A 12,350-nucleotide genomic window follows, 5' to 3' on the forward strand; every position below is an offset into this window, starting at 1 on the left:
CAAAAGCAGTTGGAGACTATCCTTAAATCATCCAATATGCGCAAGCAAATGGAGGAAGTTGTAAAGGAAACGATCGAAAGCCCTTTAATGCAATCTAAATGGCAGGAACTTATTAAGAAAAGTGGCGAAACAGGTTCATCAGGAAGTGGCGATAAGAAAGAAGCGAGTGGCGATAGTGGTGGCGGATCGGATAAGGGACAAAAAAGTACCGAGTAACCTTGGTAATGTAAAAACGGATTTCCCCATAAAACTGGTGGAAATCCGTTTTTTATTATTTATTTAATTTATCGATGATTTTCGTCGCGATGTCTAAATAAATTTGTCCTGTTGTATGTTTTTCAGCGTATACAGAAGGAGCAAAATCTTCATCTGTCCAATCTGGTTGCCCAAGCGGGATTTGTCCAAGCAACTCTGTACGTAGTTCGTCAGCTAGCTTTGGTCCTCCTCCTTGCCCAAAGACAAATTCTCGGTCACCTGATTTAGATTCAAACCAAGCCATGTTTTCGATAACTCCTAAAATTTCATGGTCTGTTTGAAGCGCCATTGCCCCTGCACGAGCTGCAACAAATGCTGCTGTTGGGTGTGGAGTTGTTACAACAATTTCTTTTGATGATGGCAACATTTGATGGATATCTAATGCAACGTCACCTGTGCCAGGAGGTAAATCTAATAATAGATAATCTAATTCACCCCACTCAACATCACGGAAGAATTGATCTAATACTTTACCAAGCATTGGTCCGCGCCATACGATCGGTGCGTTATTTTCTACAAAGAAGCCCATTGAAATCATTTTTACCCCAAAGCGATCTACTGGGAAAATACGATTATCGACTACCTTAGGCATATCCGTTACACCCATCATATCAGGTACACTAAATCCATAAATATCTGCGTCAATTAAGCCGACTTTCTTTCCTAGACGAGCTAAAGCAACAGCTAAGTTTACTGATACTGTCGATTTACCAACTCCACCTTTACCAGAAGCAATTGAAATTACTTGGACTGTGCTTAATGGAGATAAAATATCTTGTGCTTCCGACTCTGTTGCTGTGCCACGGAAGCTTTGCAATTTTTCTGTTGATAGTTCTTCAAAACGAATACCAACAGTGTTTACACCTGCTTCTTTCAACACCTCAACAACTTTCATTTGTAGTTGTAATTGTTCCGGTGTATTCAGTTTAGCAATGGCAATTTTTACACTGACATGATTTTTTTCTTCTTTTATTGCTACGTTCGTAATACCATCTGTTTCTGCAAGCGATTTATGTAAAAATGGATCTTGTAGTTGTCCCAGTATTTCTCGTACTTGTTGTTCAGTAATCACGACGAACACTCCCCTTATATTGTCTCAATATTAGTATATCATAATGATTTGATTTACGTTGTAGATGTTGCTCTACTCAATTTTGGCTAATAAATAGTCTTCTATACCTTCAACTATGGCATCTGCCATTTTTTCTTGATAGTTTTTGTCCACTAATAATGCTCGTTCCTCATCATTACTAATAAAACCAGTCTCCACTAAAGCTGCAGGTACTTCCGCTTTCTTCAATAAATAGATTTGCTTAATAGACAATGCTTCACGGTCTGTATTTTTTAAATTAGTGCGAATGGATTGTTGAATACTCTTGGCAAGAATCTCTCCATCAGCATGTCCTTCCTTATGGTAAAATACCTGTGCGCCACGCCATTTTGTTTCAGGAATGGCATTTGCATGAATAGTTATAAATACATCAGGCTTTTCCTTTTCCACGATATCCTTTCTTAGGAAGATATCTTGCTTTTTCCGTTCTCTCATTGTTCCATATTTTTCCGATGGCGCATGCTCATCGATTACATCACCATTTTTTGTTCGTGTCATTATAACCGTTGCGCCTTTTTTCTTTAATTGCTTCTCTACATGCTGAGCAATTGCAAGTGTAATATCCTTTTCAATCACTTCGCCCTTTGAAGCTCCTCCGTCCTCACCACCATGCCCTGCATCAATGACAATTTTTATGCCACCAAGTGGGTCCGGTAAGAAGAAGTTACGGTCCGAAGCATTTGTTTCATATGCCACGACCACTATACTCATAAGCATAATTACTCCTAGTGCAAGCCAGCGCTTCACCCATATACACCACCCTTTTACATTTAGTGTACGAAATTAGTAGATGAACTATGCCAGAAAGTAAAAAAAACTCCCAAGTCACAAACTTGAGAGTTTTAATTTCTTCTACATTAAGGGAGGAAGAATTTTATTGGTTTGTAAAAGTAGGTTTGAATTCACCTGTATATGGCTCATGCTCTACAAATACAGTTATATCATTGCCATCTTTGTCTTTACCTGTTCGTTTATACGTGAACTTCTTATCGTTGATTTCTGTAATTTCAAGAGCTACACCATACTTATTATCACCGACAGAAACATGCGCTCTTATTTTATTATCATGAATGACATTAAAGTAACCATAGTCTCCACGACTTTCACCTGTTTCAGGATTAAAGAACTCATATTTATTTGTATTTGCATCATACTTTGCAATGCTAATGAAATTTGAATTGAATTCTGTTACATCATTACCCGCTTCATCTAACACAACTGTTCCATGCCATAGTGTATTAGCGAGAATTTTATCTCCGTCAACGTCTGTAACAATTTGACCTGTAGAAGCATCTAACGTTTTATCGGAATCAGTAAATGCCAGTTCTTTTTCTTTATATGGAATATGTTCCACGAATATTTCTACATCATTGCCCGCAGCATCTTTACCCATTCTCTTATAAGTAAAGATACTATCGTTTAGCTCAGTGATCTCGACAACTGCTTGGTAGTTTTTTGATTCGGAAATTAATATTCTTTGTTTCCCATCATTTGTGATAAAGAATGTCCCTTTATCCTCACGGCTTTTACCTGTAGCCGCGTCAAAGAATTCATAATGACCTGTCTGGGCATCATATTTTGCTAAGCCAATGAAGTTTGCGTTCTCCGCTGTTAAATCATTGTGATCTTGATCATAAACCTTTGTACCTTGCCAATTTGTACCACTTAGAACATTAGCCATTTCTTGTCCCTTTGTTAATTGCTCTTTGGCAGTATTTTCTGTTACTGTACTTTCTGTTTTAACTTCCTCACTATTTGTCTTATTACCTTTTGCAGGCTCCTTATCTTGACATGCTGCCAGTAATGCAATAGCAGCAACAGATACTATTAATATTTTTTTCATACCTACTTACCTCCATTGGTTAGTTTATATTTTGAGTTACATCAAACCCATAATGACAATTTTTAAAAATGAAAGGTTTGTTGTACCTTCTAAAAACTATATTAAAGTGGAATGTTAAACTCCCCCTAAATAATTTCTTAAAAAAACATAAACTTATACGAAAATATTTTTAATATATATTAAATCTGTACACTAATAGTGAGGTTTATGTAAAAAGCTATTTATTTTTTTCTACATATACTTAATTTATGGGTGATCGACATTTCTCACAAACGAGTACTTCAACATTATTTATTATAGGAAAAAGCTAAGCCTAGCATATCTTTTTAATATTACTCGTATAATTCGCAACATGTTACCATATTTTTATAAACGGAAAAGTAGGCTACAGTGATATACCATTAGTCATTTGGCTGTTTTAACCAAAGAAAAGAGGGTGGAAAAATGAATGATCAATTAATACTTTCAGCAGCGAACGGTGATACTGATAAAGTATTAGCACTTCTGCAAAAAGGCATCAATATTAATACAAAGGATCAGAATGGAAGAACCCCTGTCTTAGCTGCCACTTATAATAACCAGGTGGATACTGTGAAGGTGCTCATTCAACATGGTGCTGATATTAATATTAGAGATAATAACCTTGAGAACGTACTTTTACATGCAGGGGCATCAGGCTATTTAGAAATCGTTAAACTTGCCATATCTGCAGGGGCAGATACAAAGCTAACTAATCGCTTTGGTGGAATTGCCATCATCCCTGCATCCGAACGTGGACATGTTGAGGTGGTCCGAGAGCTACTTAATCACTCGGACATTCATGTCAATCACATTAATAATTTGCATTGGACAGCTCTATTGGAGGCAGTCATATTAGGCAATGGTGGGGAGAAACATCAAGAAATTGTGCAATTATTGGTGGATCATGGTGCTGATATAACTATTGGAGATCAAGATGGTGTCACACCATTGCAGCATGCAAAAAAACTAGGCTTTTATGAGATTGAGCAAATTTTAAAAGAAGCTGTACCCGAACGAAATAACAGTTAACACTATAGGAGATATTTTCATATACTTTTCTAGATGGCCTCACTTCGGAATTAGCTTACCTGTTGCATCAATTTCACCTGCAATTTCAAAAGAAATAACGTTAAGCAATCTTTGGGTTACTTCACAGATTGCTTTTTATGATGGAATGACAAAAAGACTCTTTCCTCGAAAGTAGAAAGAGTCTTAGGATAGATGTTTCGTCTGCCTCTGACTCCGTAAAGACCAAATCATCTTTAAACGGTACGCCATTTGTAAAGGTTACGAATTCTCTTCTGGTAATAGAATAATAACAGTAGTTCCTTTTCCTTCTTCACTATATATACGAAAACTGGCATTTCTCATAAGCTTAAATTTTTTCAAAGGATTCGTAAATCCAATACGTGAGTTTTCTTCATTTACTAATCGTTGCAACTTTTCTTCTGAGATACCGACCCCATTATCATAAATTTTAATACGTATAAATTGACCTTCTCGTTGCACACTCACCTCAATAGTACCACCTTCTTTTTTCTTCGAAATCCCGTGAAAAACTGCATTTTCAACTATAGGCTGAATTGATAATGCTGGAATCAAAGATTGAATGGACTCATCAATATCATACGCAACTGTAAGACGATCACCAAAGCGCATTTTTTCAATATAGAGATATGCTTTTACAAGATCTATTTCATCTTCTATTGAAACCATGCTGTTACGATAATGGACATTCAGCTTGGCACGGAAATAGGTGGCTAAACTGTATAACGCCTCTCGTGTATTTTCTATATTTGTATAGCTTAAGCCGATAATAGTATTAAGTGTATTGTAGACAAAATGAGGAGTTACTTGCGCATATAAATAATTCATTTCATCTTCAATCGCATCAATGGAAGATTGTCGAACTGCTAGAAATGATTGAATACGCACTAGTAATTCATCCATCGCAATCGGTTTTTGCAGATAATCATTTGCCCCAACTTGTAAAGATAACACTAAATCCGAATGCTGCATAATTGCTGTTAAAACTATAATCGGTAATTCCAACATATCGTATTGCTTTCGTACTTGTTTGCATAATTCATAGCCTGACATACCATTCATCATTAAATCTACTAACATACAATCTACTTTATGTTTCTTTATATAATCTATCGCATCAAACCCATTATCTACTCCAATAACGGTATAGCCTTTTTGAATTAATGCGTCCACTAGTACTTTTATATTCACATGATCATCATCAACAATGAGTATGGCTTTGTCATTACCTTTATGCAGTAATGGTAAATCTAGCTGTAGTATAGTATTATCTGCTCGATTGCCTATCTGTTGTTGTGTTTCAATATCTAGTTTTTCGAGTGTGGCAAGTGGCACCGTAAAAGTAAAAATTGTTCCAACACCTAATGTACTTGTTACATGAATTTCCCCATTTAACTGTTCTACTATATTTTTTGAGATACTTAATCCTAACCCAAGTCCCCCACTTTTTTTACCTTTCTTTACTTGATAAAAGGAATTAAAAATTCGATCTAAGTCTTGTGATGGTATACCAATTCCAGTATCGCTTACTTGTATTTCCATATAATCATTACGTACACTAGCTAAGACTGTAATTTGCCCATGTTTTGTATGTTGCAGAGCATTATAGAGTAAATTATAAAGCACTTGTTTCAATCGTAATTCATCTGTATACATATGGGGTAAATTAGAATCTACTGCACTCATTAACCTTATGGATGTATCACTCGACATTAAACTACGAATTTCCTCAATTACTTCATCAATTACGCTTATCGGAACAACACGAGGGATAACACGAACTTCTCCGGTCATATGATTCGAAGAAATCAATAAATCCTCTACTAAATAACCTAAACGTTGCGCGACATTATGTATTAAAATGACATTTTCTTGTTGCTCACGCTTTAAAGGTCCTTGTACACCTTCCATTAATGATTTGGATATATTTAAAATACCATTTAAAGGCGTACGTAATTCATGAGACGTTTTCAATAAAAACTCATCCTTCATTTGATTATGCATCAAAAGCTCTTCCGATAACGCTTGAACTTCCTTAAAAGAAGTATTTGCTCGGAAGCTAAGCAGAGATGCAAAACTATAGAGTGTAAAAATAAACAATAATTGTTCACTATAAACCATAGGTATATCAAAAATGTAATACATTACCATTAAAAAAGTATAACAAGTAAGAGATACTAAAAGAATTAGAATATAACGTGAGCCATCTACACCTTTCATAAGCACACGTAATAGCACAAACACATTATAAAGCCCAACTGGAATAAAAATTACTGCAAAGATTATTTGGGAAAGAACTAGATTTTCTATTGGTATAATCATACTATTTTTTGTCATCGGGTTGTAAATCCCATAGATAAAAAAAAGTAAACCTAACAAAATACTAATAATATAAATCGCTTTTTTCCTCATAAACTCCGGATACAAATAATAGAGAAATAATGCTAAACAAACATCAACAAGTGGTAAAATCCCTAATTGTAAACGTACTTGTTCATTTATAGTTAAATGTGGAAAAATAAGGAAAAATATTTTTTCATTTGTAAACGACATGTACAGTCCGAATAATATAGTGAATAACCCCAAAAACAATTCTTCTTTACGCTTCCGATTTTGACTATACGATATAATATAAATTGCACCGAATACAATATAACCAATACATACAAACGATTCTGCTAAAATTTTCATGCTAAAATCTCTTTGAATAGCTTCCTTTGTTCCAAACTCAATAGGAAAAGTAATACCAGCTTTTGGATAATTATAATTCCCCACATGAATTACTATATCAAGCATTAGATTCTCACTTGGTGCAAACACCGTATATTTATCATCATTTTCGAACTTAAAGTCCTTTAAGGTTTCACTCGGATTCCCCTTACTACCTACATCTTTTCCATTTATGAAAACACGGTTAGATTGACGAATTGAACGAATGTATAATCCATATTCCCCTTCAACTGGTACATTTATCTTAACATGATACGTTCCTACAGTAAGCCCTTCCTCATTTGGTTCTACAAAGCTATTCCAAGTAGCTGGTACCTCAATTGGTATTTTCTCGCTCTCGTACGCGTCGAATGAATCGCTTGATGCTATTAAGATATTTGGATAGAAAGACCATTCTCCATCTAGTTTTAAAATAGTCTTTTCTTGTAGTTCTTTTTCTTCAATCGTAACGATCCCATTCTGCGCAATCGGCTGACTACTACTAACAAAATACTCTCCATTGCCAATAAAGTATACGATAATAAATAGCATGATAATGGCCAAAGTAATGCTAATATTTTTTTTCACTATCACCCCTCCCCTACTTGAACACAATTATATATAACATCAAACTATCAGTTAGTTAGAATGAAATCCATTATGCAATATGACTTTCACCTGTATTTCATTAGTCCTCTTAGGCATCCTATCATAGGGCTGTTAAACAAATTCTGAACAAATCATATTGTTTTTGTTATCGACGTAAAAAAAGCTCCTCTCAGGTAAACCTGAGAAGAGCTTGAAATCGTTGATATAACAACGATATTAACGTTTTGAGAACTGAGGTGCACGACGAGCGCCGCGTAGACCTGGTTTTTTACGTTCTTTCATGCGTGAATCACGAGTAAGTAATCCAGCTGATTTTAATGCAGCACGGAAATCTGGGTCTACTTGAAGTAGAGCACGAGCGATACCGTGACGAACAGCACCAGCTTGACCAGTGTATCCACCACCGTTAACGTTTACGTGGATATCATAGCTTCCTGTAGTTTCAGTAGCTACTAATGGTTGTTTAATTACTTCGCGTAATGCAGCGAATGGTACGTATTCTTCGATTTCACGTTTGTTGATAACAATTTTACCTGTACCTGGTACTAAACGTACGCGAGCTACAGAGCTTTTACGGCGACCAGTGCCGATGTATTGAACTTGTGCCAAAGTAATATCCTCCTCTTAATTTATATTATCCGCGAAGCTCGTATGCTTCTGGTTTTTGTGCAGCATGTGGATGCTCTGTTCCAGTGTAAACATTAAGTTTAGTGAACATTTTGCGACCTAAAGAGTTTTTAGGAAGCATTCCTTTAACTGCTAATTCGATCATTCTTGTTGGGTACTTATCTAGCATTTCACCAGCAGTACGTGTTTTTAAACCACCCGCAAATTGAGTGTGGTGACGGTATAATTTACCCTCTAATTTGTTACCAGTTAAATGGATTTTGTCAGCGTTGATGATGATTACGTGATCACCTGTGTCAACGTTTGGTGTGAATGTTGGTTTATGTTTACCACGTAAGATTGCAGCTACTTCAGAAGCTAAACGTCCAAGAGTTTGGCCTTCTGCATCAACTACTAACCATTTACGGTCTACTTCGTGACCTTTAGCCATGAATGTTGTACGCATGTATATATCCTCCTAATCGATTCGATTACCGTTATTTTTCATTAGACTACACTATAAGTTTCGGGGCTTATTTGTGGTGGTAATGAAAATACCATCTGTTATCATATAATGAATGACTTTTAAAGTCAAGCAATTTCATTAAACACCTGGTGAAGTTGTTCAGAATTGTAGAACGCCACTAATAGAACACTTTTTCTAAGTATAGCCCTTGTGGTGGAGCGGTTTTCCCCGCCTTATCACGATTACCTGAAGCAACTACATGGGACACATTGTCAATCTTACGTCGACCTATCCCAACCTCCCAAAGAGTACCTGCAATAATACGTACCATATTATATAAGAAGCCATTCCCTTCAATCACCATATGTAGCTCTTCACCATGCCATTCAAATTGTAACAATGTTACTGTGCGTACTTTATCTTTCACGCTTGTATTCGCCGCGCAAAAACAAGAAAAGTCATGTGTACCAATAATAGCCTTAGCTGCCTCTTGCATCGCCTCTACGTTAGGTTTGACCCCATTTGTCTCCACAGTATAATATCTGCGGAATGGACTTTGGATAGGCTCACAAGACCAAATATAGCGATATCTTTTTCCAGCCACATCGTAACGCGCATGAAAGTCATGTGCCACTTCCTCAACCGATAATACACGAATATCTCTTGGCAGTTGCACATTCAAAGCCTTACTATATTTTTCTGCTGGAATGGCAAGTGGTGTGTCGAAATGCAATGTTTGCCCTGTCGCATGTACTTTAGCATCTGTACGACCACTTGCGGTTACCTTAACCTGTTCTCCCTTATGCATAATAGCTAGAACACGCTCAAGCTCAGCCTGCACTGTGCGTTCACCTGGCTGTACCTGATAGCCCGAAAAAAGTGTGCCATCATAGCTTATAATTACTTTTAATCGTCGCATATAGCCTACTCCTTTAACTTCTATAGAAGAATAGCAATACGCCTATTGCTACTAATAACACAATCGCAAATGTGTCCCCCATATCCCATTTTAACCTACGGTACCTAGTGCGTCCTTCACCACCGCGATAGCCTCTTACTTCCATCGCTGTTGCTAAATCCTCAGCCCGTTTAAATGCACTGACAAAGAGAGGCACAAGCAATGGTACCACTGCCTTTATACGGTCCTTAATTGGCCCAGATGATAAATCAGAGCCTCTTGCCATTTGTGCCTTCATAATTTTATCCGTCTCATCCATTAAGGTTGGAATAAAGCGTAATGAGATGGACATCATTAAAGCCAATTCATGTACGGGTACTTTTATTGCTTTTAAGGGATTCAATAGAACCTCGATACCATCTGTAATGGAAATCGGTGATGTAGTTAACGTTAAGATTGACGTCATAAATACTAATACTAGAAAACGAATTGAGATAAATATTCCCCGCCTAATCCCTTCGTCATAAATTGTAATGAATTTTGATTCAAACACAGGGACGCCTTCCTTCGTCATGAAAATATGGAGAAGGAATGTGAAGGCCATCAAAAAGAGTACTGGTTTGAGTCCATTTATTAAAAAGTATAGACGAATGCGCGATACTAATACAATCAGTAGCGTGAATGCGAGTAACATAGCATATGTCACGGTATTATTGGCTAAAAACACAATAATAATAAAGGCGAACACAAAGATCAGCTTTGACCGTGGATCAAGTTTGTGTACAGGTGAATCACCAGGTAAGAAGCGACCAAAGATCATTTTTTCCATCATGACTCTGCACGCTCCTCTCTAAGGGCTTGAGCAATTTCAGTAGCAAGCTCTTCCTCTGTTAAGCAAACCTTAGACAAGGAATGCCCCATCATGTGCTCAATCTTTTGCTGAAAGCGGACAATACGTGGTGGCTCTAAACGGAATTCCTTTAATGTTGCAACATCTTTAAAAATAACTCGTGGTGATCCACTTAAGACATTCTTCCCTTCATGCATAATCACAATATTATCTGCATATCGAGCTGCATCCTCCATACTATGGGTTACTAGAATGGTTGTGAGATGACGTTCTTGATGGAGCTGATAAAACATATCCATAATTTCCTTTTGACCACGTGGATCAAGACCTGCTGTTGGTTCATCTAAGACAATAACCTCAGGGTCCATCGCCAAAACGCCTGCAATCGCTACTCGACGCATTTGACCACCTGATAAATCAAACGGTGATTTATCCAAAACGTTATCTGGCAAACCGACTAAGCTGACAAGTTCTCTTGCACGAGCTTCAGCCTCCTCCTCTGATATACCAAAGTTCATTGGGCCAAACATAATGTCCTTCAACACGGTTTCTTCAAATAGTTGATGCTCTGGAAATTGAAAGACAATGCCGACCTTTTGTCTTACAGCTTTTAAATCCTTTGCTTTTTTCCCAGCTACAATAAGACGATCCCCTATATGTACTTCTCCTGAAGTAGGTCTTAGAAGTGCGTTAAAATGCTGCAAAATCGTTGATTTCCCAGAACCGGTATGGCCAATTATCGCTTGATAAGTATGAGATGGAATGTCAAAATCCACATCGAATAATGCCCGTTTTTCAAAGGGCGTTCCTTGTGCATAGGCATAGCTTACTTGTTGAAGTTTGATGTCCATAAATCATTCACCAACTCTTCTTCTGTCATATGTTGCCCCATTAATGGAACACCTTCCTTTTGCAATAGCTTTGATAACTTCAAGGCAAATGGCAAATCTAGTCCAAATTCAACTAGCTTGTCCCCAAGTGCAAAGATTTCAGCAGGTGTACCTTCTGCAAATTTCTTACCATCATTCATAAAAAGAACACGATCCGCTAACATTGCCTCTTCTAAATCATGGGTAATAGATAAAACTGTTAATCCTGTTTCTGCACGTAATGTTTGAACCGTTTGTAACACCTCTGCACGCCCCTGAGGATCTAACATGGATGTAGCCTCATCTAAAATTAAAAGCTTCGGCTTTAATGCAAGTGCCCCAGCAATGGCTACACGCTGTTTTTGTCCACCAGATAAATGATGTGGCTCATGGTCTAAAAACTGACTCATTTTTACCTGTTCGAGTGCCGCATGTACACGTTTTACCATTTCTTCAAAGGGGATACCGTTGTTTTCCAAGGCAAATGCTACATCATCCTGTACCGTTGCTCCAACGAATTGATTGTCAGGGTTTTGAAAGACCATTCCCATTAAAGAGCGAGATTCCCAAAGATTTTCTTCATTCAAGGGTTCTCGCAATATTCGTACATCTCCCTGTTGAGGAAACAATAAACCATTCATCAGCTTGGCAATAGTGGACTTACCAGAACCATTATGTCCTACTATAGCAATCCACTCACCTTCTTCCACAGCAAAGCTAACATTTTCAACAGCATTACGACTATTTGGATTTTCTGGTGTATATGAAAAAGTTACATTATTTAAAGATAAAATTTCAGGCATATCTAGAACTCCTCTCCCTACGCTCAGCTCTACTAATTAACTTACACTTTTTTATGTATGAATTCTACTACAATCCGTATGTCGATAAAAGAAAAATACTACAATAACAACTCAAATTGATATTGGTTTAATAAATAACAAAATAACACCCATATATTAAAAAAAGCACCACAAATTGGCGCCATCTAATCTAATAAAAAAGCGCGCACCTCATTCGATAGAAATGCGCTAGTCGTTACATTTACAAGAAATATGGGTGCTCA

Annotated in this window: 11 protein-coding genes and 1 pseudogene (1 of these 12 only partly in view); 2 read left to right on the forward strand and 10 right to left on the reverse strand. The window is 37.0% G+C overall.

The genetic code is table 11. The features are described from left to right. On the forward strand, positions 1–216 hold the end of the coding sequence (gene gerD / locus NYE73_RS23395; RefSeq protein ID WP_004233763.1) for a spore germination lipoprotein GerD. The gene continues 393 nt to the left of window position 1, outside the view; only the last 216 of its 609 coding nucleotides appear in the window; the start codon falls outside the window, past its left edge; it ends in the stop codon at positions 214–216. 55 nt (positions 217–271) lie between these two features. Here gerD and NYE73_RS23400 read toward each other — a convergent pair whose 3' ends face one another. The 3 genes and pseudogenes from NYE73_RS23400 to NYE73_RS23410 all read right to left on the reverse strand — a co-directional run. Then, positions 272–1,327 carry a P-loop NTPase gene (locus NYE73_RS23400; protein WP_004233758.1) on the reverse strand — a complete coding sequence of 352 codons (1,056 nt, stop codon included), beginning with the start codon at positions 1,325–1,327 and terminating at the stop codon, positions 272–274. A gap of 72 nt (positions 1,328–1,399) precedes the next feature. Next, positions 1,400–2,113 carry an N-acetylmuramoyl-L-alanine amidase gene (locus NYE73_RS23405; RefSeq protein ID WP_004233756.1) on the reverse strand — a complete coding sequence of 238 codons (714 nt, stop codon included), beginning with the start codon at positions 2,111–2,113 and terminating at the stop codon, positions 1,400–1,402. Between the two features lie 127 nt (positions 2,114–2,240). Further along, positions 2,241–3,068, reverse strand: a pseudogene (locus NYE73_RS23410) (DUF4822 domain-containing protein); the annotation flags it as partial. A gap of 585 nt (positions 3,069–3,653) precedes the next feature. Between NYE73_RS23410 and NYE73_RS23415 the strand changes: the two are divergent. Continuing rightward, positions 3,654–4,259 (forward strand): ankyrin repeat domain-containing protein, encoded by a 606-nt coding sequence (locus tag NYE73_RS23415; protein WP_259950973.1) that lies wholly within the window; start codon positions 3,654–3,656, stop codon positions 4,257–4,259. A 258-nt stretch (positions 4,260–4,517) separates the two neighbouring features. Here NYE73_RS23415 and NYE73_RS23420 read toward each other — a convergent pair whose 3' ends face one another. The 7 genes from NYE73_RS23420 to NYE73_RS23450 form a co-directional block, all read right to left on the reverse strand. Next, the gene (locus NYE73_RS23420; protein WP_259950972.1) at positions 4,518–7,574 is read right to left on the reverse strand and encodes an ATP-binding protein; all 3,057 of its coding nucleotides are present in this window, start codon (positions 7,572–7,574) and stop codon (positions 4,518–4,520) included. Between the two features lie 237 nt (positions 7,575–7,811). After that, complete coding sequence (rpsI, locus tag NYE73_RS23425; RefSeq protein ID WP_004233744.1) at positions 7,812–8,204, reverse strand: 30S ribosomal protein S9; 393 nt, start codon at positions 8,202–8,204, stop codon at positions 7,812–7,814. A 25-nt stretch (positions 8,205–8,229) separates the two neighbouring features. After that, positions 8,230–8,667 (reverse strand): 50S ribosomal protein L13, encoded by a 438-nt coding sequence (gene rplM / locus NYE73_RS23430; RefSeq protein ID WP_004233742.1) that lies wholly within the window; start codon positions 8,665–8,667, stop codon positions 8,230–8,232. Positions 8,668–8,845: 178 nt separating this feature from the next. Beyond that, a complete protein-coding gene (gene truA / locus NYE73_RS23435; protein WP_066038306.1) occupies positions 8,846–9,586 on the reverse strand; it encodes a tRNA pseudouridine(38-40) synthase TruA in 741 nt (246 codons plus the stop codon). Positions 9,587–9,599: 13 nt separating this feature from the next. Next, positions 9,600–10,397 (reverse strand): energy-coupling factor transporter transmembrane component T family protein, encoded by a 798-nt coding sequence (locus NYE73_RS23440; protein WP_004233739.1) that lies wholly within the window; start codon positions 10,395–10,397, stop codon positions 9,600–9,602. Beyond that, positions 10,394–11,266 carry an energy-coupling factor ABC transporter ATP-binding protein gene (locus NYE73_RS23445; protein WP_259950971.1) on the reverse strand — a complete coding sequence of 291 codons (873 nt, stop codon included), beginning with the start codon at positions 11,264–11,266 and terminating at the stop codon, positions 10,394–10,396. Before NYE73_RS23445 ends, NYE73_RS23440 begins: the two co-directional genes overlap by 4 nt. Next, positions 11,242–12,087, reverse strand: a complete 846-nt coding sequence (locus NYE73_RS23450; RefSeq protein ID WP_115673256.1) for an energy-coupling factor ABC transporter ATP-binding protein — start codon at positions 12,085–12,087, stop codon at positions 11,242–11,244. The genes NYE73_RS23445 and NYE73_RS23450 overlap by 25 nt, the downstream gene beginning before the upstream one ends. Positions 12,088–12,350: the final 263 nt, after the last annotated feature.

The sequence above is a fragment of the Lysinibacillus sp. FSL K6-0102 genome (assembly GCF_038003545.1).
In the GTDB taxonomy this organism is placed as follows: Bacteria; Bacillota; Bacilli; order Bacillales_A; family Planococcaceae; genus Lysinibacillus; species Lysinibacillus capsici.

What these genes read in the sequence shown, in the direction of transcription:
- NYE73_RS23415 (WP_259950973.1), top strand. Translation starts at nt 3,654, where the DNA reads ATGAATGATCAATTAATACTTTCAGCAGCGAACGGTGATACTGATAAA.
- rplM (WP_004233742.1), bottom strand. Translation starts at nt 8,667, where the DNA reads ATGCGTACAACATTCATGGCTAAAGGTCACGAAGTAGACCGTAAATGG.
- truA (WP_066038306.1), bottom strand. Translation starts at nt 9,586, where the DNA reads ATGCGACGATTAAAAGTAATTATAAGCTATGATGGCACACTTTTTTCG.
- NYE73_RS23440 (WP_004233739.1), bottom strand. Translation starts at nt 10,397, where the DNA reads ATGATGGAAAAAATGATCTTTGGTCGCTTCTTACCTGGTGATTCACCT.
- NYE73_RS23445 (WP_259950971.1), bottom strand. Translation starts at nt 11,266, where the DNA reads ATGGACATCAAACTTCAACAAGTAAGCTATGCCTATGCACAAGGAACG.
- NYE73_RS23450 (WP_115673256.1), bottom strand. Translation starts at nt 12,087, where the DNA reads ATGCCTGAAATTTTATCTTTAAATAATGTAACTTTTTCATATACACCA.